At 52.6% G+C, this 23,920-nt stretch carries 25 protein-coding genes; 19 read left to right on the top strand and 6 right to left on the bottom strand.

Annotation, left to right across the window (positions count from 1 at the left end; all coding sequences use genetic code 11):
* Positions 1-91 precede the first annotated feature (91 nt).
* Positions 92-1,564 (bottom strand): aminotransferase class I/II-fold pyridoxal phosphate-dependent enzyme, encoded by a 1,473-nt coding sequence (locus IC803_RS11810; protein WP_081206751.1) that lies wholly within the window; start codon positions 1,562-1,564, stop codon positions 92-94.
* Positions 1,565-1,721: 157 nt separating this feature from the next.
* Between IC803_RS11810 and IC803_RS11805 the strand changes: the two genes are divergently transcribed.
* From IC803_RS11805 to IC803_RS11790, 4 genes are all read left to right on the top strand, one after another.
* A complete protein-coding gene (locus IC803_RS11805; RefSeq protein WP_081207025.1) occupies positions 1,722-2,681 on the top strand; it encodes an NAD(P)H-dependent flavin oxidoreductase in 960 nt (319 codons plus the stop codon).
* Between the two features lie 16 nt (positions 2,682-2,697).
* The gene (locus IC803_RS11800) at positions 2,698-2,994 is read left to right on the top strand and encodes a UPF0223 family protein (protein ID WP_081206752.1); all 297 of its coding nucleotides are present in this window, start codon (positions 2,698-2,700) and stop codon (positions 2,992-2,994) included.
* A 97-nt stretch (positions 2,995-3,091) separates the two neighbouring features.
* Complete coding sequence (locus IC803_RS11795; RefSeq protein WP_172796445.1) at positions 3,092-3,307, top strand: hypothetical protein; 216 nt, start codon at positions 3,092-3,094, stop codon at positions 3,305-3,307.
* A gap of 99 nt (positions 3,308-3,406) precedes the next feature.
* A complete protein-coding gene (locus tag IC803_RS11790) occupies positions 3,407-4,201 on the top strand; it encodes an inositol monophosphatase family protein (protein WP_081206753.1) in 795 nt (264 codons plus the stop codon).
* Positions 4,202-4,253: 52 nt separating this feature from the next.
* On the opposite strand, the gene IC803_RS11785 is transcribed toward IC803_RS11790, so the two are convergent.
* On the bottom strand, positions 4,254-4,427 hold the full coding sequence (locus tag IC803_RS11785; protein ID WP_158083273.1) for a DUF5325 family protein: 174 nt from the start codon (positions 4,425-4,427) through the stop codon (positions 4,254-4,256).
* A gap of 117 nt (positions 4,428-4,544) precedes the next feature.
* Between IC803_RS11785 and typA the strand changes: the two genes are divergently transcribed.
* The 3 genes from typA (at position 4,545) to IC803_RS11770 (ending at position 7,132) form a co-directional block, all read left to right on the top strand.
* Complete coding sequence (typA, locus tag IC803_RS11780) at positions 4,545-6,389, top strand: translational GTPase TypA (RefSeq protein ID WP_081206754.1); 1,845 nt, start codon at positions 4,545-4,547, stop codon at positions 6,387-6,389.
* A gap of 130 nt (positions 6,390-6,519) precedes the next feature.
* A complete protein-coding gene (locus IC803_RS11775) occupies positions 6,520-6,828 on the top strand; it encodes a YlaH-like family protein (protein WP_063166417.1) in 309 nt (102 codons plus the stop codon).
* Between the two features lie 19 nt (positions 6,829-6,847).
* Entirely contained in the window at positions 6,848-7,132 is a 285-nt protein-coding gene (locus IC803_RS11770; RefSeq protein WP_081206755.1) for a hypothetical protein, read from the top strand.
* A gap of 55 nt (positions 7,133-7,187) precedes the next feature.
* Here IC803_RS11770 and IC803_RS11765 read toward each other — a convergent pair whose 3' ends face one another.
* Positions 7,188-7,388 (bottom strand): YlaI family protein, encoded by a 201-nt coding sequence (locus IC803_RS11765; RefSeq protein ID WP_081206756.1) that lies wholly within the window; start codon positions 7,386-7,388, stop codon positions 7,188-7,190.
* Between the two features lie 343 nt (positions 7,389-7,731).
* Positions 7,732-8,325, bottom strand: coding sequence for a YhcN/YlaJ family sporulation lipoprotein (locus IC803_RS11760; RefSeq protein WP_081206758.1), 594 nt, complete (start codon positions 8,323-8,325; stop codon positions 7,732-7,734).
* 137 nt (positions 8,326-8,462) lie between these two features.
* Here IC803_RS11760 and IC803_RS11755 point away from each other — a divergent pair, with 137 nt between their 5' ends.
* Complete coding sequence (locus IC803_RS11755; protein WP_081206759.1) at positions 8,463-9,794, top strand: PhoH family protein; 1,332 nt, start codon at positions 8,463-8,465, stop codon at positions 9,792-9,794.
* Positions 9,795-9,879: 85 nt separating this feature from the next.
* Here the strand turns inward: IC803_RS11755 and IC803_RS11750 are convergent, their stop codons facing one another.
* Entirely contained in the window at positions 9,880-10,386 is a 507-nt protein-coding gene (locus IC803_RS11750; RefSeq protein WP_081206760.1) for a hypothetical protein, read from the bottom strand.
* 164 nt (positions 10,387-10,550) lie between these two features.
* Here IC803_RS11750 and IC803_RS11745 point away from each other — a divergent pair, with 164 nt between their 5' ends.
* The 3 genes from IC803_RS11745 to pyc all read left to right on the top strand — a co-directional run bounded on the left by IC803_RS11745 (position 10,551) and on the right by pyc (position 15,673).
* Positions 10,551-10,838: an Fpa/YlaN family protein gene (locus tag IC803_RS11745; RefSeq protein ID WP_081206761.1), complete on the top strand. Its 288-nt coding sequence runs from the start codon at positions 10,551-10,553 to the stop codon at positions 10,836-10,838.
* Between the two features lie 121 nt (positions 10,839-10,959).
* Positions 10,960-12,171 carry a putative lipid II flippase FtsW gene (gene ftsW / locus IC803_RS11740; protein WP_081206762.1) on the top strand — a complete coding sequence of 404 codons (1,212 nt, stop codon included), beginning with the start codon at positions 10,960-10,962 and terminating at the stop codon, positions 12,169-12,171.
* 58 nt (positions 12,172-12,229) lie between these two features.
* Positions 12,230-15,673, top strand: a complete 3,444-nt coding sequence (pyc, locus tag IC803_RS11735) for a pyruvate carboxylase (protein WP_081206763.1) — start codon at positions 12,230-12,232, stop codon at positions 15,671-15,673.
* Positions 15,674-15,759: 86 nt separating this feature from the next.
* On the opposite strand, the gene IC803_RS11730 is transcribed toward pyc, so the two are convergent.
* Entirely contained in the window at positions 15,760-16,713 is a 954-nt protein-coding gene (locus IC803_RS11730; RefSeq protein WP_081206764.1) for a COX15/CtaA family protein, read from the bottom strand.
* 387 nt (positions 16,714-17,100) lie between these two features.
* Here IC803_RS11730 and cyoE point away from each other — a divergent pair, with 387 nt between their 5' ends.
* The 8 genes from cyoE (at position 17,101) to IC803_RS11690 (ending at position 23,908) form a co-directional block, all read left to right on the top strand.
* On the top strand, positions 17,101-18,030 hold the full coding sequence (cyoE, locus tag IC803_RS11725) for a heme o synthase (protein WP_081206765.1): 930 nt from the start codon (positions 17,101-17,103) through the stop codon (positions 18,028-18,030).
* Between the two features lie 75 nt (positions 18,031-18,105).
* Complete coding sequence (coxB, locus tag IC803_RS11720; protein WP_081206766.1) at positions 18,106-19,176, top strand: cytochrome c oxidase subunit II; 1,071 nt, start codon at positions 18,106-18,108, stop codon at positions 19,174-19,176.
* Between the two features lie 21 nt (positions 19,177-19,197).
* A complete protein-coding gene (gene ctaD, locus IC803_RS11715) occupies positions 19,198-21,069 on the top strand; it encodes a cytochrome c oxidase subunit I (RefSeq protein WP_081206767.1) in 1,872 nt (623 codons plus the stop codon).
* Positions 21,069-21,689, top strand: coding sequence for a cytochrome c oxidase subunit III (gene ctaE / locus IC803_RS11710; RefSeq protein WP_033010279.1), 621 nt, complete (start codon positions 21,069-21,071; stop codon positions 21,687-21,689). Before ctaD ends, ctaE begins: the two co-directional genes overlap by 1 nt.
* A 4-nt stretch (positions 21,690-21,693) precedes the next feature.
* The gene (gene ctaF / locus IC803_RS11705; RefSeq protein WP_081206768.1) at positions 21,694-22,026 is read left to right on the top strand and encodes a cytochrome c oxidase subunit IVB; all 333 of its coding nucleotides are present in this window, start codon (positions 21,694-21,696) and stop codon (positions 22,024-22,026) included.
* Positions 22,027-22,130: 104 nt separating this feature from the next.
* Positions 22,131-23,033 (top strand): cytochrome c oxidase assembly factor CtaG, encoded by a 903-nt coding sequence (ctaG, locus tag IC803_RS11700; protein ID WP_081206769.1) that lies wholly within the window; start codon positions 22,131-22,133, stop codon positions 23,031-23,033.
* A gap of 50 nt (positions 23,034-23,083) precedes the next feature.
* Positions 23,084-23,539 carry a DUF420 domain-containing protein gene (locus IC803_RS11695; protein ID WP_081206770.1) on the top strand — a complete coding sequence of 152 codons (456 nt, stop codon included), beginning with the start codon at positions 23,084-23,086 and terminating at the stop codon, positions 23,537-23,539.
* Between the two features lie 75 nt (positions 23,540-23,614).
* Positions 23,615-23,908 (top strand): Asp23/Gls24 family envelope stress response protein, encoded by a 294-nt coding sequence (locus IC803_RS11690; protein WP_063166402.1) that lies wholly within the window; start codon positions 23,615-23,617, stop codon positions 23,906-23,908.
* Positions 23,909-23,920: the final 12 nt, after the last annotated feature.

Below are 23,920 nucleotides of genomic sequence, written 5' to 3'. Positions count from 1 at the left end.
GGAACGGATAGGCGCACATGTGAAAGGGGCACATGTGCGCCGTTTGTTTTGCCAAAAAAAGCACAAGCCGGTGTTTGCCCAGCCTGTGCGGTCAGCGAATCGGTTTATATTCTTTAATCACGCGCAACGTTTGCAGCGTATCATCTTCCGGGCCTTGAACGGGAAGGCCGGCGGCCAAATTCGTTTCGATGTACTTCAAGTTTTCTTCCGTAATGATCTCGCCCGGGATAAAAATCGGGATGCCCGGCGGGTACACCATCACAAACTCGGCGATAATCCGGCCCGCCGACTCGTGAAACGGAACGATTTCCGTTTCGGCATAAAACGCATCGCGCGGCGTCAAGGCGAGCGCTGGGATGTCCGGGAGCAGCACTTTCGGCTTCACCCCTTTTTCAGCTTGGTGGCTGAATTGCTCTGATAAGCGGCGGAGCGCCTCGACAAGCAGACTGGCTTCGCGCTCGCTATCACCCGGGGTGATGATGCACAAAATGTTATATAAATCGGAAAGTTCCACTTCGATGTGGTACGTTTCCCGGAGCCATTGCTCAACATCATGGCCGGTCAATCCGAGCTCTTTGACAGAAATGATCAGCTTCGTTGGATCGTAGTCGTATGTCGCCTCTGTGCCTAGAATTTCCTCGCCGACGCAATATAAATACGGGATCCCGTTGATTTGCCGCCGCGTCCAGTCGGCGAGGCGGATCGCCTTGTCAATGAGTTCCCGCCCTTTCGTCGCCAGCTGTTTGCGGGCGACATCGAGCGAAGCAAGCAGCAAATACGATGTCGACGTCGTCGTTAACATGCTTAAAATCGCCTGTACATGTTTAGCCGAGACGAGCCCTTCGCGCACGTTTAAAATCGAGCTTTGCGTCAGCGATCCACCGAGCTTATGAACGCTTGTCGCCGCCATATCGGCGCCGGCTTGCATCGCCGAGAGCGGCAAGTCTTCGTGGAAATGGATGTGCACTCCGTGCGCTTCGTCAACGAGTACAGGAACATTATACGAGTGGGCGATCTCGACGATTTTTTTCAAGTCGCCGGCAATGCCGAAGTACGTCGGGTTGATGACGAGCACTCCCTTGGCGTCCGGGTGCTGCTCAAGCGCTTTTTCCACCGCCTGCGGTGTGATGCCGTGGGAAATGCCGAGCTCCTTATCGATTTCCGGATGGATAAAAATCGGCGTGGCTCCGGAAAACACGATCGCCGACATCACTGATTTATGGACGTTGCGCGGCACAATGATTTTATCGCCCGGTCCGGCGACCGACATGACCATCGCCATAATCGCGCCGCTCGTCCCTTGAACCGAGAAAAACGTATAATCGGCGCCAAACGCTTCAGCAGCGAGCTCTTGCGCCCGCTTAATCATCCCTTTCGGATGGTGCAAGTCATCGAGCGGGCTGATGTTGATTAAATCGATCGCCAAGGCGTTTTCGCCGATGAAGGCGCGAAATTCCGGATCCATGCCGGCTCCTTTTTTATGGCCGGGAATGTGAAATTGAACCGGATCTTTTTTGGCATGTTCGAGCAGTCCGGTAAACAATGGTGTTTCGAGTTGCGACAATGGTTTTCCACACCTCTTTACCTTAAAATAAAACAAATGCATTATAGCATTTATTTTTTCGTTTGCAAAGAAGAAATGAATGTCACGCGAAAAAAGGAAAACGGCGATGCAAACAAGAAATAAAAGAAGAATAAAACGAAAAGGGAGGCGCAAGATGATGGAATGGAAAACGAGAGTGACAGAACTGCTTGGCATTACATACCCGATCATTCAAGGGGGGCTTGCCTACTTGGCGTACGCCGATTTGGCCGCGGCTGTCTCGAATGCGGGCGGCCTCGGACAAATTACGGCGATGTCGCTTGAAAGCCCGGAACGGCTGCGCGAGGAAATCCGCAAAGTGAAAGACAAAACCGACCGGCCGTTTGGCGTCAATTTTGCCATCGGCCAGCACGGCCGCGCATTTTCCCATATGCTTGAAGCCGCGCTCTACGAGGGAGTGCGCGTTGTTTCGGTCACCGGCGGCAACCCGGCGCCGTTTTTTGAGCAGTTGAAAGGAACGGGCGTCAAAACATTAGTGCTTGTCGCGGCGGTTCGCCAGGCAGTCAAAGCGGAGGAATTGGGCGCTGATGCGGTAATGGTCGTCGGCCAAGAGGGGGGAGGGCATCTCGGCAAATATGACACCGGTACGTTCGTTCTTATTCCGAAAGTTGTTGAATCGGTATCGATTCCAGTCATCGCCTCTGGCGGCATCGCCGATGGGCGCGGGCTGATGGCGGCGCTGGCGCTCGGGGCCGAAGGAATCGAAATGGGGACGCGGTTTATTGCCACGAAAGAATGCGTCCACGCCCATCCGGTGTATAAAGAAATGATCGTTAACGCCACGGAGCATGACACGGTTGTCATTAAACGGTCGCTCGGGGCGCCGGGGCGGGCGATCGCCAACCAGTGGACGGAAAAAATATTGGAAATCGAGCGCCAAGGCGGCACGTACGAAGACTTGAAGGAATATATTAGCGGGGAGGCCAACCGGCGCTTCATTTATGAAGGAAAGGTGGATGAAGGGTTCGCTTGGGCCGGGCAGGCGATCGGGCTCATTCGCGACATTCCGTCCGTTGCGGAACTGTTTGCCCGCATGATCGGTGAGGCGGAACAAATTCGGCGCCGCTGGGCAAACTAACGGCGGAGGTGAAACAATGGCTTATTCCTACCCGTTTTCCTATGATTGGTCAACAAAGGAAATCATTGATGTCATTAAATTTTTTACGGCGGTTGAAACGGTGTATGAACGAGGGATGAGGCGCGAAGAGCTGATGGACGTCTACCGCCGGTTCAAAGAGATCGTCCCGTCGAAAAGCGAGGAAAACCGGCTGTATGCCGAGTTTGAAAAAGAAAGCGGCTATTCGTCGTATGCAGTCATGAAGCGGGCGAAAGAGGCGAAAAACGGCGACTGGATCCGCATCGAACCAAGCGGGCCGAAGCGCGGTAGGTAAACGCACAAATTAGTTGCATACACCCCTTTTTCCACATAATATAATATAAAACAAAACGAAGCAGCACATTCCGTGAAGGGCGCCGGAAGTTTAGCGGATGATATGGAAAGGGGTGCGGACGGGGATGAAAAAAACCGCCAATTCGCTGAAACGGCCAGACGGAGACAAACGCATGGCGGTGTTGCGGCTCGAGCTTGATTACGAATTAGCGACGCTGTATGAAGCCATGATGGAAAATGATGAAGAAAAGAAAAGAGAGTGCAAACGGCGGCTTGAAAAGCTGCGCCAAGAACTGATGCGCCTTCAAGTATGACCATTTTTAAGGCGAACCATCTTTGCGGTTCGTTTTTTTCTTGAACGGTGCCCCCCCTTTCCGGTTGCTGCATACATAGCGAAGGCAGGAGGAATCGACATGGCAGGAAAATGGGAAGAGATCGACCAATATGCCCGGCAATGGATTAAAGAAGCAGGACGGCGCATTCGCGCCTCGTTTGCCGAACAGCTGACTGTAGAAGCGAAAGAAAATCGCAACGACTTAGTAACAAACGTCGATCGCGGCATTGAACAATTTTTTGCCGAACACATCCGCCGTCAGTTTCCCGGCCATCATGTATTGGGCGAAGAAGGGTTCGGCGATGAGCTGGCCGCCTTGGACGGCATTGTATGGGTCATTGACCCGATTGACGGAACGATGAACTTCATCCACCAGCAGCGTCATTTCGCTGTGTCGGTCGGCATTTTTGAAGATGGAGACGGCCAGCTTGGCTATGTGTATGACGTCGTCTTTGACGAGCTGTACTCCGCTCAAAAAGGGCGGGGGCTGTTTTTCAACGGCAAGCCGCTTGACCGCCTGCAGCCGGTGCCGATCGCGGAATCGATCATCGCTGTCAATGCGACATGGCTGATGGAAAACCGCCGCATCGACCACCGTCCGCTCGTGCGGCTGGCTAAAGAGGCGCGCGGCACGCGCTCGTATGGGTCGGCGGCGCTCGAGCTGGCGTATGTCGCTGCCGGACGTTTGGATGCGTATATTTCGCCGCGCCTGTCGCCATGGGATTTTGCCGGCGGGATGATTTTAATCGAGGAAGCGGGCGGGGTCGTGACGAACTTGGACGGTGAGCCGCTCGATCTGCTCAGCCGCAATTCGGTGCTCGCCGCCAAACCGGGAGTGCACGAGGAAATTTTGCAGCGTTATCTGCAACAATGACAGCGCGGGGCGCCGCAACAAAAAAGGACAAGCCTCTGGAGCTTGTCCTTTTTTATTCGCGCGTCCGTTTTTTATGAGCAAACCCGACGCCCATCATGGCGATAAAAATGAGTGTAGAGGCAGCGATGCCGATGATGCTTTGTTCGGCGATAAAAACGCCGATCGCCATGATGGCGGCAACCGCGAAAATCGCGAGCAGCAGCGGCACGAGCTCGATGCGTTTCATCCGCTCGACTCCTTTCTGGCAAAATAGGCACTTGTTTTTAGTTTACCGGAAAATATGCCGATTTTCTATCGTTGTGATATAATAGACAAGCAGTTTGCCTAATAGGAGTGAACGACATTGACGAATCAACGATTGGATTTGCGCAATATTGCGATTATCGCCCACGTCGACCACGGAAAAACAACGCTCGTCGATCAGCTGCTTCGGCAGTCAGGGACGTTTCGCGAAAACGAGCAAGTCGAGGAGCGGGCGCTTGACCGCAATGATTTAGAGCGGGAGCGCGGCATTACGATTTTGGCGAAAAACACAGCGGTGTTATACAAAGGAACGCGCATTAATATTTTAGATACGCCGGGACACGCCGATTTCGGCGGGGAGGTTGAGCGGATTATGCGCCTTGTCGACGGTGTTTTGCTCGTCGTCGACGCATACGAAGGCTGCATGCCGCAAACGCGGTTCGTGCTGAAAAAAGCGCTTGAGCAGCAGCTCGTGCCGATCGTCGTCGTCAACAAAATCGACCGCGAGTTCGCCCGCCCGGCGGAAGTCGTCGATGAAGTGATCGATTTATTTATCGAGCTTGGCGCTTCCGAGGAGCAGCTTGAGTTTCCGGTTGTGTACACGTCGGCGCTGCGCGGAACATCAAGCCTTGATCCGGACCGGCAAGATGGCGACATGACCGCCTTGTTTGAAACGATCATCCGCCATATTCCGGCGCCGGCTGACAACCGCGACGAGCCGCTGCAATTTCAAGTGGCGCTGCTCGATTACAATGAATACGTCGGCCGCATCGGCATCGGCCGCATCTTTCGCGGCGCGATGAAAGCCGGCCAGCAAGTCGCCTTGTTAAAGCGCGACGGCGCCGTGAAATTGTTCCGCGTCACGAAGCTGTTTGGCTTTATCGGCTTAAAGCGGATCGAGATTGAAGAGGCGCACGCGGGCGATATCGTCGCTGTCGCCGGAATGGAAGACATTAACGTCGGTGAAACGGTGTGCCCGCCTGACCACCAAGAGCCGCTGCCGCCGCTTCACATTGACGAGCCGACGTTGAAAATGACGTTTCTCGTCAACAACAGCCCGTTTGCCGGGCGTGAAGGCAAGCATGTCACCGCCCGCAAGCTGGAAGAGCGGCTGCGCACTCAGCTTGAGACTGACGTCAGTTTGCGCGTCGAGCCGACCGAGTCGCCGGATGCGTGGGTCGTTTCCGGCCGCGGCGAGCTCCATTTAGCCGTTTTAATCGAAAATATGCGCCGTGAAGGATACGAATTGCAAGTATCGAAGCCAGAGGTTATTGTCAAGGAGATCGATGGCGCTCTATGTGAGCCGATCGAGCGGGTTGTCATCGATGTTCCTGAAGAATACACCGGGGCCGTTATGGAATCGCTGGGCAGCCGCAAAGGCGAGCTTGCTGATATGGTGCACGGCGGCAACGGGCAAGTGCGCCTCGTCTTTCTTGTGCCGTCGCGCGGCTTGATTGGCTACCGGAGCGAGTTTATGTCGCTGACGCGCGGGTATGGCATTTTAAACCACTCGTTTGACCATTACGCCCCGGTGCAGTCCGGTGCAATCGGCGGCCGCCGCCAAGGGGTGCTCGTCTCGATGGAAACTGGCAAGGCGACAGCTTACAGCATCATGCAGCTTGAAGACCGCGGCACGATTTTTGTAGAGCCGGGTACGGAAGTGTATGAAGGGATGATCGTCGGCGAACACAACCGCGAAAACGACCTTGTCGTCAACATCTGCCGCGAAAAACATATTACAAACGTGCGCTCGTCGACGAAAGAGCAGACGGTAACGATGAAAAAGCCGCGCCTTTTGACGCTTGAAGAAGCACTTGAATATTTGAATGACGATGAATACTGCGAAGTGACGCCAACATCGATCCGCTTGCGCAAAAAAATCTTAAACAAAAGTGAGCGCGAAAAAGCGGAGAAGAAAAAGAAAGCCGCCCAACAGGCGAAATAACAGGCAGCGGCATTCCCTAGGCGGAGGGGAGCGGGCGTATGCATGGCTGCTGGCTTCAGCGCTCAGTTTTTGAAAAATCTGGAATGGCTTAGTTTCGGCAGGCCATCTGGGTGAATGGGGAGGGAACAGTGTGAATGTGCTCGAACGGCTGACGTTTTTCGCTTCACTCTATGACGTGCACGGTAATCCCGAGCGCGGCATGTGGTTGCTTTATGCCACCGTGTTGCTGCTTTCGGCGCTCGTGTATCGGCTCGGGTTTGCCCGCCGCCTGCCGCTGTTAAAAAGCGTCATCATTTATACGTTGCTCGCGCTCGGCTGCACGATTTTGACGTTTTTCGCTGTTTTTTTGCCGGTTGCGGAAGGATTGGCGGTGGCCGCTCTCGTATTAATCATTTACAAAGTTCGCCTCAAGCAGGCGAAACAGGAAGAGAAGCCATAAATAAAAAGGCGGTGGCGCGATGAAATCGGTTCAAGACGCCCTTTACAATTGGCTGACGATTCATCTTGTCGCTGACGCCCGCCCGCACGATGCGGCGGCGCGCGACACGGCGTCGTTTTTTCTTGCCATCTTGGAAAGCGATTTTGGCGTGACGGCGGTGAATGCCATTAAAGATGAAACGAACGGCCGATACGTTGTCAAATATGTGCAAGGCGGGAAAAAAAAGTCGGCCTATTTTCCTGTGGAGTTGGCCGAGGCAATGTGGCGGCAAATCGAAGCGGAACCAAAAAAGTACGGTTCGTAGCAGCGAAAGACGGCACTGAAAAGCGATCGCCTTTCAGTGCCGTCCCTTTTTGCGGTCACCAGTCATCGTCAGCGCGGACGCCGCGGTAGAAACGGAATTTTCCGGTCGCCAGTCGCTGCTTTGTTTTTTCAGCAATGCGGTCATGGCATTGGCGGCACATATACGTATGGATCGGGCGGTTGCGCAGCCGTTTAGCGAGCGGTGATTCATCATCAATCGTATCAATTTGTTCGCAAAGCACACATTTGACTCTCATTGTTCACCTCACTGAATCTCCCGACGGCGGAAGCCGCGGAGGTCTTGCGTACAGAAGGGGTTCTCATGCACTAGCGTGCCAAGCTCACCCTTGTTCCGCAAGACGTTCATGGGCAAACACCCCAGGTGGTGCTTAACGCCCTGTACGACCGATTCAAAACGAGGAATGTTTCCTCTCTGCAGGAACATTATATCATCTTCCACGAGGCCAAAGCAATGGGTTCATCCCATGTCGAAAGACGGTTTGTGCCGTGCATGGGATGAAACCGATTGTCGTTCGTAAATGGGAAGCGAAGTCGCGGGCTGTTGCCTCGTCTCCTTGCACCATAGCCGCACGGAATCGTTTAGCGGTTTAAATGTTCGTTCGACTGTTTGTCTTGGCGTTCGTTCAGCTGCCGTTCTTCCCGCTCATTCAGTTGCCCGTCATTTTCCTCGGTCGGTTCAGGCGTTGTTTCAAACAAGTCGCTTGGCACTTCCGGCATCACCCGCCCAACGATATCGGCAATCTCGTCCATAAACGCCCGCACCGGGCGGCCGTCATCAATTTGCCGACCGATGTTGCGCACGCGGGCGTAAAGGTCCGGGTCGGCTACAATAACCGCGTTGGCACCGTACGGATCTTTTTGCAGCGCCTCGGCGACGGAATATTTGATGGTGCCGACGCGCGAGGCATCGACGTTCGCGCCGACGTCAATGCCGACGATGGCGTACTTGCCGACGACGATCGCTGCCGCGTCATGAACGTTTGGGACGCGGTTGGCGATCTCTGCCAACCGGCGGGCGATTTCCTGCCCGGATTTGTTTTCCACTCGCTCATCGACCGTATTTTTCACGCGCACGAGCGAGCGGTCGGACTCCCTCGCCTCATCATCGTTTCCGATGGTACACGCGCTTAAAAGGAGAAAGCATAAAACAGCCAGCCAGCAGTTTCTCTTCATCATCTGTCCACCTCGACTTTTTTTACTTTATTTTGCAAATATCCTTCTATCTTTATACATTTTTTCATATGCTATACCACAGCCATTCCCATCCGGTGCAAAAGGTGAAAAACGGATATTATAGGGGGAAGCGGAATTTGGGAAAGAAAATCTATGTGCTCGATACGAACGTGCTGCTGCAGGATCCGTATTCGATCTTTTCCTTTGAGGATAACGAGGTCGTCATCCCGGCTGTTGTGTTGGAGGAAGTGGATTCAAAAAAGCGGTATATGGATGAAGTCGGGAGAAACGCCCGCCAAGTGTCGAAGCTGATCGACCGCCTGCGTGAAAACGGCAAGCTGCACGAGAAAATTCCGCTGGAAAACGGAGGGGTGCTGCGCATTGAACTGAACCACCGCTCCTTTCACCAACTGCAAGAAATTTTTGTCGAAAAAACAAACGATAACCGCATTTTGGCAGTGGCAAAAAATTTATCGCTCGAGGAACAGGCGAAAGAAAACGGACGTTCTGTCATTTTGGTGAGCAAGGATGCGCTCGTGCGCGTCAAAGCCGATGCGATCGGGCTGCAGGCCGAGGACTTTTTAAGCGACCGCGTCGTTGACGTCGACCACATTTACACCGGGTTTTTGGAGCTGTACATAGGAAAAGACCACCTGCAGCGGTTTTACGAGAAAGGAGAGCTTGTGTTGGCCGATCTCGCCGACCATCCATTTTATCCGCACCAGTTCATCATTATGAAGGATGCGTTTGGCAGTTCGGCCTCGGCGATTGGCATCGTCGATCAAAACGGAAAAAAGGTGAAAAAGCTCGTCTTCCATCACGAGCATATATGGGGCATTCGCCCGCGCAACGTGCAGCAAACGATGGCGTTTGAGTTGCTCATGCGCGACGACATTCCGCTCGTGACATTAATCGGGAAAGCCGGAACCGGAAAAACCTTGCTCGCCCTTGCCGCCGGGCTGATGCAAACCGAGGACTTGCGAACGTATAAAAAACTGCTCGTCGCCCGGCCCATTGTGCCGATGGGGAAGGATCTCGGCTTCTTGCCGGGGGAAAAAGAAGAAAAACTGCGCCCATGGATGCAGCCGATTTTTGATAACCTTGAATATTTGTTCAACACGAAAAAACCCGGAGAGCTGGACGCCATTTTAGCCGGCATGAGCTCGATCGAAGTTGAGGCGCTTACCTACATTCGAGGCCGCAGCTTGCCAGAGCAGTTTATCATCATCGATGAGGCGCAAAATTTAACGAAGCATGAAGTGAAGACGATTTTAACGCGCGTCGGCGAGAAAAGCAAAATTATTTTAATGGGTGATCCGGAGCAGATCGACCATCCGTATTTGGACGAATATAACAACGGCTTGACGTATGTGGTCGAAAAGTTTAAAGATCAAAAAATCGCCGGCCATATCCGCCTCATCAAAGGGGAGCGCTCGGCGCTCGCGCAGCTTGCCGCCGACTTGCTTTAGCCCCGCTTCCCGGAACGAATGGCCGCCCAAAGCGGACACCCTAAAATGAGTCAAAAACCGGGCGGCCCCTTCATGGGGCGCCCGGTTAGCGGACGATCAGCTGGCGCACATTCGTAATCGGGGCTTCGCGGTTTGAGCCGTCGCCAAAATAAATATGTACCGGACCGTCATCGCGCAGCGGTTTTCCATTTTTTGAAAAAGCGAAAATCAAGTCATACGCCTTCTCAAGCGGGAGTGCAACTTCTCCGTTTTCCGTCACGATAACAAGTTCGGAAGCGTCCTCATGCGGTTCGGCGTTTCGCAAAAACGGGGCAAACGGCATGCCGAACGAACCGGTGATGATTTTCTCCTTCAAAAAGCGCCGCTCTGTTTTCAACGTCGGCGGAAAAACGGCGCCCTCCTGAATTTCCCGGTCCCAAAAAGCCGACCATCTTTTGATTTCCTCTTCCTCTTGGTCCGTTTCTGTCACTTCCGGCTTCGGTTGCGAAAAATACGTGTCCAAATCGATTTTCCGGTCGTCAAAAATCCACACGCCGGGGTCGAGCGTGATCGTGAACTTTACTTTTCCAGTCAGCATCATAATATCGCTCATCAAAGCATCCTCTCCTCTGCATTTTCCCGCTGTTTTTAGTATAATAATAAATAAAAGGTTTGTCATGTTCCAAGCCGTTTGGCTGTCAACTGTTTCAACTTGCAAAATGGCTTGTTTCACGTTAAGATTGAAAGAAGGATAGGGGAGAGAACGGAGGGATCGATGTGACGGACGGATCGATGAGCTATCGGGAAAAGGCGTACGCGCTTTTGCAAGCGGATGCGGAAAAAATTATTCAGCTCATCCGCGTGCAAATGGACCATTTGACGATGCCGCAATGCCCGTTGTATGAAGAAGTGTTGGACACGCAAATGTTCGGCTTGTCGCGAGAAATTGATTTTGCGGTGCGCCTCGGCCTTGTCGAGGCAAAAGACGGGAAGGCGCTCCTTGACCGGCTCGAGCGTGAGCTCTCCGCGTTGCATGAGGCAGTAACAAAAAAGCGCGTACGATAACCATACATGGCAACTCAAACGATTGGCCTGCCGTCGTTTGAGTTTTTCTGTTTTTCGGCAGGAAAACGGTGCGCCGCTGCGAATGATTTATGTACATATGTGTAAATGGGGAAGAGGGAAGATGGAACGACAATTGTGGAAGAAAGTGCTGAAATGCTACGATTATCCGCTTGTGACCGCGGTCATTATGCTGTCGTTGTTCGGATTGATTATGGTGTACAGTTCGAGCATGGTCACCGCTGTCATCCGCTTTGAAGTGCCGAGCGACTATTTTTACGAACGGCAAAAGCGATGGCTGATCGCTGCGTTGGTCGCCTTCGCTGTCATGGCTATGATCCCCTATAAAGTGTGGCGGAAAGAACGATGGGTGAAACTTGTGTTTTTTGCTTCCCCATTGATGCTTGTTGCGGTCGCCTTTCTCGGCCATACGGCCAACAACGCCACGAGCTGGTTTCGCGTCGGGGCGCTGTCCGTCCAACCGGCGGAGCTGGCGAAGCTCGGCTTGATCCTGTACTTGGCGGCGGCGTTTGCCAACAAGCAGAAACGGTTGGCTGAGCCGGTGAAAAGCAATTTGTTCCCGATTTATTACACGCTGTTTATTTGTTTTTTAATCGCTATTCAGCCGGACTTTGGGACGGCAGCGATCGTGTTTTTCATCGCGATGTGCATCATCGTTTCATCCGGGCTGCGCCTCACTTTGCTCCTAAAGCAGCTGCTCTTTTTTACCCTCATTGGCGCGGTGTTGTCGCCGTTTTGGTTTCCGGTTGTGGGGGAAAAGATTTTTTCCGATGAACGGATGTCGCGCCTTTATAGCTATTTGGATCCGTTTCAATACGCGAGCAGCGACGGCTACCAGCTTGTCAATTCGTACTTGGCGATTGGGCTTGGCGGGCTGAAAGGGCTCGGCCTCGGAAAAGGCGTGCAAAAATACGGTTATTTGCCGGAATCGCATACGGATTTTATTATGGCGGTCATTGCTGAGGAACTCGGGCTGTTTGGCGTGATGTTCACGCTCGGGTTGCTTTCGTTTATCGTGCTGCGCGGGTTTTGGATTGCCCGCCGTTCCAACGATGCGTTCGGCAGTTTGCTCGCCATCGGCATTTCCGTCATGATCGGTTTTCAAACGTTTATTAACGTCGGCGGAGTCACGGGGCTCATCCCGATCACCGGGGTGCCGCTGCCGCTTGTCAGCTACGGGGGGACGTCGCTCGTTCTCATGATGGCTTCGCTTGGCTTGCTCGTCAACATTTCGATGTTTACGAAGTATGAACAACGGTATAAAAAGGGTGAAAAAATGGTTGCTGACCGGCAGAAAAAAGGTCTGACTTTTTAGAAACTGTATTTACAAAATAGAAAAATTTTTATAGTTTAATTAGAAAGGAGGAGAGACGATGAGGACAAGACGAATTCGCAAAGTGCTCGTAGCCAACCGCGGGGAGATCGCTATTCGCGTCTTCCGCGCCTGCACGGAGCTTGGCATCCGCACCGTGGCCATTTACTCGAAGGAAGATGCCGGCTCGTACCACCGCTATAAAGCGGATGAAGCGTACTTAGTCGGCGAAGGGAAAAAGCCGATTGAGGCGTATTTGGATATTGAAGGGATCATCGAGATCGCCAAGGCCCACGATGTCGATGCCATTCACCCCGGATACGGGTTTTTGTCGGAAAATATTCAATTTGCCAGACGGTGCCGCGAAGAAGGAATTATTTTTATTGGCCCGAATGAAGATCATTTGGACATGTTCGGCGACAAGGTGAAAGCGCGCCATGCGGCGGTGAACGCCGGCATTCCGGTCATTCCGGGCAGCGACGGGCCGGTCGGCGGCCTCGAAGATGTCGTCCGCTTCGCTGAAACGCACGGTTATCCGCTCATCATTAAAGCGGCTCTCGGCGGCGGCGGGCGCGGCATGCGCATCGTCCGCTCGAAGTCGGAAGTGAAAGAAGCGTTCGAGCGCGCCAAATCGGAAGCGAAGGCGGCGTTTGGCAGCGATGACGTGTACGCTGAAAAATTGATCGAAAAGCCAAAGCACATTGAAGTGCAAATTTTAGGCGACCATGAAGGAAATATCGTTCACCTTTATGAACGCGACTGCTCGGTGCAGCGCCGCCATCAAAAAGTCGTCGAAGTCGCGCCGAGCGTCTCGCTGTCGGACGAGCTGCGCCAGCGCATTTGCGAGGCGGCGGTCCAGCTGATGAGAAGCGTCGGTTACGTCAATGCCGGCACGGTCGAGTTTCTCGTTTCGGGCGACGAGTTTTATTTCATCGAAGTCAACCCGCGCATTCAAGTCGAGCATACGATCACCGAAATGATCACCGGCATTGATATCGTCCAGTCACAAATTTTAATCGCTGACGGCTTTTCGCTTCACAGCCATGAAGTCGGCATTCCGAAGCAGGAAGACATCCGCATTAACGGCTATGCCATTCAGTCGCGGGTGACGACGGAAGACCCGCTCAACAACTTTATGCCGGACACTGGGAAAATTATGGCGTACCGCTCCGGCGGCGGCTTCGGCGTGCGTTTGGACGCCGGCAACGGCTTCCAGGGAGCCGTCATTACGCCGTATTACGATTCCTTGCTTGTTAAACTGTCGACATGGGCGCTGACGTTTGAGCAGGCGGCAAGAAAAATGCTGCGCAACTTGCGCGAGTTCCGCATTCGCGGCATCAAAACGAACATTCCGTTTTTGGAAAACGTCGTCCAACATCCGAAGTTTTTATCGGGCGAATACGATACGTCGTTCATCGATACGACGCCGGAACTGTTTGTGTTCCCGCGCCGGAAAGACCGCGGAACGAAAATGCTCACGTACATCGGCACGGTGACGGTCAACGGCTTCCCGGGCATCGGCAAAAAGAAAAAGCCGGTGTTTGATAAGCCGCGCTTGCCGAAATTGAGCGAGGCGGAGCCGATTCCGGCCGGAACGAAACAAATTTTGGATGAGCGCGGCCCAGAGGGCCTTGTCCGCTGGATTCAAGAACAGCCGCGCGTGCTTTTGACCGATACGACGTTCCGGGACGCCCATCAGTCGCTGTTGGCGACGCGCGTCCGCACGGTCGATTTAGTGCGCGCAGCAGAACCGACGGCGCGCCTATTGCCGAATTTGTTCTCGCTTGAGATGTGGGGCGGGGCGACGTTTGATGTGGCGTACCGCTTTTTAAAAGAGGATCCGTGGGATCGGCTGCTCAAGCTGCGCGAGCGCATCCCGAACGTGTTGTTCCAAATGCTGCTCCGCTCGGCCAACGCCGTGGGATATAAAAACTATCCGGACAACGTCATCCGCGAGTTCGTTAACAAATCGGCGCAAGCCGGCATTGATGTGTTCCGCATTTTTGACAGCTTAAACTGGGTGAAAGGAATGACGGTGGCGATCGACGCCGTTCGGCAGAGCGGCAAAATCGCTGAGGCAGCGATTTGCTATACGGGCGATATTTTAGACCCAAGCCGGCCGAAGTACAATTTAGACTACTATAAGACGCTTGCAAAAGAACTTGAACAGGCCGGCGCGCACATTTTGGCCATTAAAGATATGGCCGGGCTCTTGAAGCCGCAGGCCGCGCACGTGCTCATTTCCGCGCTCAAGGAAACGGTCGGCATTCCGATTCATTTGCATACGCACGACACGAGCGGCAACGGCATTTATACGTACGCGAAAGCGATCGAAGCCGGCGTCGACATTGTGGATGTCGCCATCAGCTCGATGGCCGGCTTAACGTCACAGCCGAGCGCCAATACGCTTTACTATGCGCTCGAAGGGACTGAGCGGGCGCCGGAAGTCGACATTTACGGCCTTGAGCAGCTGGCGCGCTATTGGGAGGATGTGCGCAAGTTTTACCAGGAGTTTGAAAGTGGCATGAACGCGCCGCATACGGAAGTGTACATGCACGAAATGCCGGGCGGCCAATACAGCAACTTGCAGCAACAGGCGAAGGCGGTCGGCCTCGGCGACCGGTGGGATGAAGTGAAAGAAATGTACCGCCGCGTCAACGACTTGTTCGGCGATATCGTTAAAGTGACGCCGTCATCGAAAGTCGTCGGCGATATGGCGCTTTATATGGTGCAAAACAACTTGACAGAGCAAGATATTTTCGAGCGCGGAGAAACGCTGAACTTCCCGGATTCGGTCGTCGAGCTGTTTGAGGGCTATTTAGGCCAGCCGCACGGCGGATTCCCGAAAGAGCTGCAGCGCATTATTTTGAAAGGGCGCGAGCCAATCACCGTCCGTCCGGGAGAACTGCTCGAGCCGGTGGATTTTGAGCAAATCAAAAAAGAGCTGTACGACAAGCTCGGCCGCGAAGTGACCGACTTTGACGCCATCGCGTACGCCCTTTATCCGAAAGTGTTTCTTGAGTATGCGGAAACGGTTGAAAAATACGGCGATGTGTCTGTGCTCGATACACCGACGTTCTTGTACGGCATGCGCCTCGGCGAGGAAATCGAAGTGGAAATCGAGCGCGGAAAAACGCTGATCGTTAAGCTTGTGTCGATCGGCCAGCCGCAGGCGGACGGGACGCGCGTCGTCTACTTTGAGCTGAACGGCCAGCCGCGTGAAGTCGTCATCCGTGACGAAAGCATTAAAGCTGCGGTCGTCGAGCGTATTAAAGCGGACCGGACGAATCCAAACCACATTGCGGCGACAATGCCGGGCACGGTCGTAAAAGTGCTCGTCGAAAAAGGGGAAAAAGTCGATAAAGGCGACCATTTAATGGTCACGGAAGCGATGAAAATGGAAACGACGGTGCAAGCCCCGTTTGCCGGCGTCGTCAAAGACATTTACGTCAAAAGTGGCGATGCGATCCAAGCGGGAGACCTGTTGATTGAGCTGTCCAAATAAAATCATCGCGACCGCCACAAACCGGTTTGCCAAAAACAAGGGATGCCCAACGTTTGCGGGCATCCCTTTTTTGAGGAGTCTAACCGTTATTTTAACGTCGCCGGCGCCGTTTCCCTGACCGGATGGCCAGCGGCCTTCTCCGGCTTGCGGCGGGTGCGGAGCGCCAAGAGCAGCAAATAGCTGAGCACGCCGAACAGGCAGGAGATGAAAAAGGCGTGTGCCAAAGCGATATACAAATTCAGCCCGGTAAAAACGACAAGGGCTCCGGTCGCCATTTGCGCGAGAGCCAGAAGAAGGGCGATGATCCATCCGCAGTAAATGACCGGCTGTGCGCGGTAATGACGGATGGCATGCACCGCTGCGGCGGCAATCCAAACGATGATAACGGCAGCCGCCAGCCGATGGCCCATTTGCACCCACTCGTGAAACTGCATGGGGAGGGGGCGCGACTTGGCGCATAGCGGCCAGCTCGGACAGGCAAGGCTGGCGTTCGTATGGCGGACGAGCGCCCCGGTATAAACAACGATGTACGAGTAAATGATGATGCCGTAAATATGAAACCGCATTGGCCTGTCAAGATTGAGCGAAGCGGCGGAAAACCTTTTGTCGATTTCAAAAATAAGCAACGTCAGCAACAGCACAGCGGCAAACGAAATGAGGGAAATGCCAAAGTGCAAGGCCAAAACGAAATCGGACTGCCCCCAGACGACCGCGGCGGCGCCGATTAAACCTTGCAGGACGAGAAAGACGAACGAAACGACAGCCAAAAACTTCGTTTCCCGCACATGGCCGACGGCCCGCCACGCCCAAATGGAAAGGATGAGCACCATGATGCCGGCGAGCCCGGAAACGAGGCGATGGCTCAGTTCGATAACGAGTTCTGGCGTGATGTCGTCCGGCACCCATTGACCGTTGCACAGCGGCCACGACCGGCCGCATCCCATGCCGGAGCCCGTTTTTGTCACGAGCGCCCCGCCGATCAGCACAAACAGCATTGCCAGCGTTGTTGCCGAAGCAAACCATTTTAATGAACGTTGCAAAATCTTCACCTTCTTGTATTGAGAAATTATGATTTTGTCCATATTAGTAAAGTGATGGAATTTATTGCAGCCAACGGTGCGTCCAAGTCAAGTCTATTTTACACGATGCGGCGAAGAAACACAAAATGACGTTTACATATTGAATAAGTCGGTTAAGTTTGCTAGAAATATTAATGGGACAAGCGTATAGACCACTTTCGACATCAGGGATTCAAAAATTTGACACAAATTATTCAAAAAAAGTTCACATGATGAGAAAAAAATGTGATTTAATATAAAGAGAAAACGACCCTTTTTATTCTTTTTTCGCGTTCGCATTGGATGAAATTTTGGACATATGACGGCGCTGTCTCATCGCAGGCGGTGCAGCGAGGAGGAGCAGGAGAAATGGCCGATTTGAAAGCGGTGCATGGGGCCGCGGCCGATGCCGGGCATCGCCCGCAGGCAAGCATAAAGGCACTTTGGAGAGAAGTGTCAGCGGTTGTGAAAATCGGGATTGTCAATTCCAACTTGATCACGACATTTGCTGGGATGTGGCTGGCGTTTTATTTTACCGGGGAGCGGTTTTTAGAAAACTTGCATCTCGTCTTTTTTACGCTGTTCGGGGCGGCGCTTGTCATCGCCGGATCGTGCAGCATCAACAATTTTATTGACCGCGACATTGACCAGCACATGGAGCGGACGAAGGCGCGGCCGACAGTGACAGGGGCGATGGAGCCGCGGCGCGTGCTTTGGCTTGGGGTGACGCTTGTTGCCATCGGGACGATGAGCCTGCTCATGACAACGGTTACGGCTGCGGTTGTCGGGCTGATCGGCATGGTGACGTACGTTTTTCTGTACACGCTCTGGACGAAGCGCAACTATACGCTCAACACCGTCGTCGGCAGCGTTTCTGGTGCTGTTCCCCCGGTGATCGGCTGGACGGCGGTCGACTCGGATTTCCATATCGTTCCGCTCGTCTTATTTTTAATCATGTTTTTATGGCAGCCGCCTCACTTTTTGGCCCTGGCGATGAAGCGGTGTGAAGAATACCGCGCTGCCGGCATCCCGATGCTGCCGGTCGTCCACGGTTTTGCCATGACGAAGCGGCAAATCATCGTCTGGGTGGCATGTTTGTTGCCGCTGCCGTTTTATTTGTTCCCGCTTGGCGTGCCGTTTTTAGCAGTCGCGACGCTGCTGAACGTCGGCTGGCTGCTGCTAGGTTTGCGGGGCTTGAAAATGAAAGACGACATCAAGTGGGCGAAGTGGATGTTCGTCTACTCGCTCAATTATTTGACGATTCTGTTCGTGGCGATGGTCATCGCCACGCTTTGGTGAACAGGTTAAAATTCTTTCTCCGCGAAAGAATTTATATACATTTATCCATCAAAGAAAGAGGGGTTTGATTAGGCTATGAAGAAAGGGCTACGGAACTGGCGCTTATTTTCCTTGTTCGGGATGATGGCGCTGTTGCTCGCCGGCTGCGGGAAGCCGTTTTTATCGACGCTCCAGCCTGCCGGTGAAGTAGCGGACATGCAGTATTCGCTCATGTTGTTGAGCACATCGATCATGGTTCTCGTCATTGTCGTCGTAGCGATCATCTTCGTCTATGTTGTCATCCGCTTCCGGCGGCGCAAAGGGGAAGAAAATAAAATTCCGAAGCAAGTGGAAGGAAGCCATAAACTGGAAATCATTTGGACTGTCATTCCGATTATCCTCTTGCTGATTTTAGCGGTGCCGACAGTATCGGCGACGTTTAAGCTGGCGGATGTAAAGCCGATGAATGACAAAAACCGCGATAAAGATACGGTTGTTGTCAACGTGCGCGCCAACTTGTACTGGTGGGAATTTGAATACCCGGATTACGGCATTATTACGAGCCAAGACTTAGTCGTGCCGACGAACGAAAAAGTCTATTTTAATTTGATTGCGTCAGACGTGAAACACTCGTTCTGGATTCCGCCAGTCGGCGGCAAAATGGACACAAACACCGACAACAAAAACCAGTTTTGGCTTGTCTTTGACCAAGAAGCGACAGACAAGGCGGGCGGCGTCTTTTACGGCAAATGTGCGGAGCTTTGCGGTCCGTCCCATGCGTTGATGGACTTCAAAGTGCGTCCGCTGCCGCGCGCGGAGTTTGATGCATGGGTCGAAAAAATGCAAAATGCGAAAAAACCGGTTGTGACAGATCCGGTCGCCAAACAAGGGGAAGCCATTTTCAATAAAAGCTGTATTGGCTGCCATGCCGTGTCGCCGGTGGACAAGCGTCCGGAACAGGCACGCACAGCGCCGAATTTGGCGAACTTTGGCGATCGTGAACGGATTGCCGGTATTTTAGAACACAATGAAGAAAACTTAAAAAGATGGCTGCGTGACCCTGAAAGTGTAAAACCTGGAAACAAAATGACAGGTACATACGACCAACTGACAGAAGAGCAGCTTGATGCATTGACGAAATATTTAATGAGCTTAAAAGTGGAATAAGGCGTAAAGGGAGGTTTCACTGTGAGCACAATCACTCGCAAAAAGGGTGTTGGCGCCGTTTTATGGGATTACCTAACGACGGTCGACCATAAAAAGATCGCCCATCTGTATTTGATCGCTGGGGGCTTTTTCTTCCTGCTTGGTGGTCTTGAGGCGCTGTTCATCCGGATTCAGCTCGCGAAGCCGAACAATGATTTTCTTGTCGGTGGTTTGTACAACGAAGTGCTGACGATGCATGGAACGACGATGATTTTCTTGGCTGCCATGCCGCTTATTTTCGCGTTTATGAACGCAGTTGTACCGCTGCAAATCGGTGCGCGTGACGTCGCGTTTCCGTTCTTGAACGCGCTAGGATTTTGGCTCTTTTTCTTCGGCGGAGTGTTTTTAAACTGTTCGTGGTTTTTAGGGGGAGCGCCTGACGCCGGTTGGACGTCGTATGCGTCGTTGGCGCTCGATTCGAAAGCGCACCACGGTGTCGACTTTTACACGCTCGGATTGCAAATTTCTGGCATAGGCACGTTAATAGGTGGCATTAACTTTCTTGTTACGATCATTAATATGCGCGCCCCGGGCATGACGTTTATGCGCATGCCGATGTTCACATGGGCGACGTTTGTGACGTCGGCGCTCATTTTGTTTGCGTTTCCGCCGCTGACTGTGGCGTTAATTTTCATGATGATGGATCGGCTGTTTGGCGGCAACTTCTTTAATCCAGCTGCCGGCGGCAATACGATCATTTGGGAGCACTTGTTCTGGGTGTTCGGCCATCCGGAAGTATACATTCTTATATTGCCGGCGTTCGGCATTTTCTCTGAGATTTTCGCTACGTTCTCGCGAAAGCGTCTGTTCGGCTATTCGTCGATGGTGTTTGCGACGGTATTGATCGCATTCTTAGGGTTCATGGTATGGGCGCACCATATGTTTACGGTCGGGATGGGGCCGATTGCGAACGCCATCTTTGCCGTCGCGACGATGGCGATCGCCGTTCCGACAGGGGTGAAAATTTTCAACTGGCTGTTTACAATGTGGGGCGGAAGCATCAAGTTTACGACCCCGATGCACTATGCGGTCGCTTTCATCCCGTCGTTCGTCATGGGTGGGGTGACCGGCGTTATGTTGGCATCAGCAGCAGCTGACTATCAGTATCATGACAGCTATTTCGTCGTCGCCCACTTCCATTACGTCATTGTCGGCGGGGTTGCGTTCGCCTTGCTTGCCGGCACGCATTACTGGTGGCCGAAAATGTTTGGCCGCATGCTGAATGAGACGCTTGGCAAAATTACGTTCTGGCTGTTCTTTATCGGCTTCCATTTGACGTTCTTTATCCAACATTTTCTTGGTCTAATGGGAATGCCGCGCCGTGTGTTCACATTCTTGCCGGGGCAAGGATTGGAGACCGGTAACTTCATCAGTACGGTTGGGGCGTTCTTTATGGCGATCGCCACGGTCATTTTACTCATTAACATTGTGATTACGACCGCAAAAGGCGAAAAAGTGCCGGGCGATGCTTGGGGGGACGGCCGCACGCTCGAATGGGCCATCGCTTCGCCGCCGCCGGTGTACAACTTTGCCCAACTGCCGCTCGTCCGCGGGTTGGACGCTTTCTGGCTTGAAAAAATGGAAGGCAAAAAAGAATTGACGCCGGCCGAGCCGCTTGGCGATATTCATATGCCGAATTCATCATTCTTGCCGTTTATCATTTCATTTGGCTTGTTTGTCGCGGCATTCGGTTTTACGTATCATCAAGAGGCGGCTTGGGGCTTGCCGGTCGGCGTTCTCGGCTTGCTCATTACGCTCGGTTCGATGTTCTTGCGCTCGGTGATTGATGATCACGGCTTCCACATTCATAAAGAGGAAGTGCTTGAACTTGAGAAGAAGGGGGCGAACGCCTGATGCACGTGGAGGAAAAACTGACGGCCGAGACGTTCCCGGCGGCGCCGGAACGTGCCACCCTTGAGGGGAAAAACAAGTTTCTCGGTTTCTGGCTCTTTTTAGGCGGAGAGACGGTGCTGTTCGCCTCTCTCTTCGCCACCTATTTGGCGCTCAAAGACAAAACGAACGGCGGCCCTTCCGCGGAAGAGCTGTTCCAAATGCCGATCGTGTTTATGGCGACGATGCTTCTGTTAACGAGCAGTTTAACGAGCGTTTACGCCATTTATCATATGAAAAACTTTGATTTTCAAAAAATGCAGCTTTGGTTTGGCATTACTGTGCTGCTTGGCGCTGGGTTTTTGGCCTTGGAAATTTATGAGTTTTATGAGTATGTTCATGAAGGCCATAAGTTTACGACGAGCGCCTTCGCGTCCGCCTTTTACACGCTCGTCGGCACGCACGGCGCCCACGTTGCGTTTGGGTTGCTTTGGATTTTAACATTGATGATTCGCAATGCCAAGCGCGGGTTAAACTTATATAATGCCCCGAAGTTTTACGTCGCGAGCCTTTATTGGCACTTTATCGACGTCGTCTGGGTGTTCATTTTTACCGTCGTATATTTAATGGGAATGGTGGGGTGAACGTATGGCGAACCAAACGAATTCAGGAAATGAGCGCATCGACTTAGCATATCGCCGCCGGAAAAATGCGGAAGAAATGCGTCATCAAGTGATTGCCTTTGTGCTGATGATTTTATTGACGCTCATTGCCTTTGCCGCGGTCGGTTATGAAGAGTTTTCCCATTGGTTTGTCATTCCGTTTATTTTGCTTTTAGCTGGCGTGCAAGTGGCGTTTCAGTTGTACTATTTTATGCATATGAGTCATAAAGGGCATGAATTTCCATCGATGTTTATGTACGGCGGTGTGCTTGTCATGTTGCTGCTCGTTTGGGCGTTTTCGACGGTCATTTGGTGGTAAACACAAGGGGGAATCGGTGCAGATACCGGTTTCCCCTTTTTCCATAGCTCTTCGGGTGCTGCATGTAGTATAATGAGAAAAGGACAAAGCAGGAGGGAATTTCTATGTTTCAATCGCTGCAAATGTTTGGTCCAGTTGCGCTTTGGAGTCCGTTTTTTCTGTTGGCGTTGGCGGCTGTTGCTTTGTTGTATCTCGGAGTCACCGGACCGTGGCGGCAGCGGTTTGGCCTTGATGCCCCCGTTTCGAGAAAACAAAAAGCGTACTTTTTGACAGGAATAGTGCTTCTTTACGTATGCAAAGGCTCTCCGCTTGATTTGATGGGCCATTTGACGTTCACCGCTCACATGGTGCAAATGGCGCTGCTTTACTTAACGGTGCCGCAATGCTTTATTTTAGGGATTCCGGAGCTGTTTTATGAGCGGATGTTCCGGATTGCAGTGGTGCGCCGTTCGTTTCAGCTGTTGACAAAGCCGATTGTGTCTTTGCTTTTGTTTAATGGGTTATTTTCTTTGTACCACGTCCCAATGGTTTTTGACGTCGTGAAAACGAACATGTTTTTGCATGCGTCTGTCACAACAGCCATTTTCATTGCAGCCTTCTTCATGTGGTGGCCGCTTGTGAATAAACTTTCCGGATGGACGACATTATCCGGGTTAAAAAAAATGGGCTATATTTTTGCCGACGGCATGCTGCTCACACCGGCCTGTGCGCTCATTATTTTCGCCGGCACTCCGCTGTATGAGACGTACACGGATCCGGAAGCATGGATGACTGGGTTGGCGCTTTGCGTCCCGTCAGGAATATTAGCTTCGCTTGACTTGACCGGACCGCAAATGTTTTTGTCGATGTCCCCGCTTCATGATCAGCAGCTCGGCGGGGTATTGATGAAAGTTATTCAAGAAATTATATACGGGGTTATGTTGTTCTTTATTTTTAGCGAGTGGTATCGGAAAGAACGGGAAAAAGAACCGAGCATGGATATGGCACCGCGGCCGACGAAACTGTAAGGCGCCATCCATCGTAAATCGTAAAGAGACGAAGGAAAGGGAGAGAAGCTATGGCAATTTTACCGACGATCAGCACGAGTTGCATTGTGATCAGTGCTTTGCTTGTCGCCTACGGCTGGTACTTGATTGGCCGCAGGCGGACGGAAGCGCACAAAAAGGTGATGTTGACCGCTGCCGCCTTTGCGCTTTTGTTTTTTGTCATTTATATGTCGCGGACGTTGTTTATTGGCAATACGAGTTTTGGCGGACCGGAGGACATCAAGTTGTATTATACAGCATTCCTCATTTTCCATATTGTTTTAGCGACGGTGGGGGCGGTGTTTGGTCTCGTGACGATTTGGACCGGATTAAAAGATCAGCGAGCCCGCCACCGCCGTCTCGGTCCGGTGACAAGCATCATTTGGTTTGGCAGCGCCTCAACTGGGGTTGTTGTATATTGCCTGCTTTACGTGCTTTACCCGGGGGGACAGACGACCTCGCTCATTAAAGCAGTATTCGGTTTTTAGCCAATCGGGTAGCATCGGCCGCCGGCGCTGCATAGCATAACATAAGCAGAGAATGCGCAGCGGGGGGAGTGTGCGGTGAATACGTTCCGATACCGGAAGCGAAGCGCTGTGGAAGCGACGCTGCTGACGGTTGTCATGATGTGTGTGCGTGAGTGGGAAGAGGTTGTTCTCGATGACTGCGATGTGTTTGTAGTTGTCTCCCAAAACGGCCGATGCCGCATCACCGTGAAGCTGTCGATCCGGTATGGGGCGCCGGTGCTCGCTGTTTGCCGCGGGCTGCAGCAGCAAATTGCCGAGGAGATTGCCGCTATGACGCCGTATGCGGCTGAGGCCATCGATGTCATGGTCAAGCGGCTTGTCATGCCGTAAAAAACGCATGAG

It is taken from the genome of Geobacillus sp. 46C-IIa, assembly GCF_014679505.1.
Classification (GTDB): Bacteria; Bacillota; Bacilli; order Bacillales; family Anoxybacillaceae; genus Geobacillus.
Note: the sequence above shows the minus strand (reverse complement) of the source record. Positions and strands in the feature narration are given on the sequence as shown.

Coding starts and splice junctions, on each gene's coding strand:
- IC803_RS11760 (WP_081206758.1), bottom strand. CDS start 8,325: ATGAAGAGAAACTGCTGGCTGGCTGTTTTATGCTTTCTCCTTTTAAGC.
- IC803_RS11695 (WP_081206770.1), top strand. CDS start 23,084: ATGGCAATTTTACCGACGATCAGCACGAGTTGCATTGTGATCAGTGCT.
- IC803_RS11765 (WP_081206756.1), bottom strand. CDS start 7,388: ATGAGAGTCAAATGTGTGCTTTGCGAACAAATTGATACGATTGATGAT.
- IC803_RS11790 (WP_081206753.1), top strand. CDS start 3,407: ATGGCAGGAAAATGGGAAGAGATCGACCAATATGCCCGGCAATGGATT.
- ftsW (WP_081206762.1), top strand. CDS start 10,960: ATGGAACGACAATTGTGGAAGAAAGTGCTGAAATGCTACGATTATCCG.
- IC803_RS11800 (WP_081206752.1), top strand. CDS start 2,698: ATGGCTTATTCCTACCCGTTTTCCTATGATTGGTCAACAAAGGAAATC.
- IC803_RS11805 (WP_081207025.1), top strand. CDS start 1,722: ATGGAATGGAAAACGAGAGTGACAGAACTGCTTGGCATTACATACCCG.
- IC803_RS11750 (WP_081206760.1), bottom strand. CDS start 10,386: ATGAGCGATATTATGATGCTGACTGGAAAAGTAAAGTTCACGATCACG.
- IC803_RS11770 (WP_081206755.1), top strand. CDS start 6,848: ATGAAATCGGTTCAAGACGCCCTTTACAATTGGCTGACGATTCATCTT.
- cyoE (WP_081206765.1), top strand. CDS start 17,101: ATGGCCGATTTGAAAGCGGTGCATGGGGCCGCGGCCGATGCCGGGCAT.
- coxB (WP_081206766.1), top strand. CDS start 18,106: ATGAAGAAAGGGCTACGGAACTGGCGCTTATTTTCCTTGTTCGGGATG.
- IC803_RS11785 (WP_158083273.1), bottom strand. CDS start 4,427: ATGAAACGCATCGAGCTCGTGCCGCTGCTGCTCGCGATTTTCGCGGTT.
- pyc (WP_081206763.1), top strand. CDS start 12,230: ATGAGGACAAGACGAATTCGCAAAGTGCTCGTAGCCAACCGCGGGGAG.
- ctaF (WP_081206768.1), top strand. CDS start 21,694: ATGGCGAACCAAACGAATTCAGGAAATGAGCGCATCGACTTAGCATAT.
- ctaE (WP_033010279.1), top strand. CDS start 21,069: ATGCACGTGGAGGAAAAACTGACGGCCGAGACGTTCCCGGCGGCGCCG.
- ctaG (WP_081206769.1), top strand. CDS start 22,131: ATGTTTCAATCGCTGCAAATGTTTGGTCCAGTTGCGCTTTGGAGTCCG.
- IC803_RS11795 (WP_172796445.1), top strand. CDS start 3,092: ATGATATGGAAAGGGGTGCGGACGGGGATGAAAAAAACCGCCAATTCG.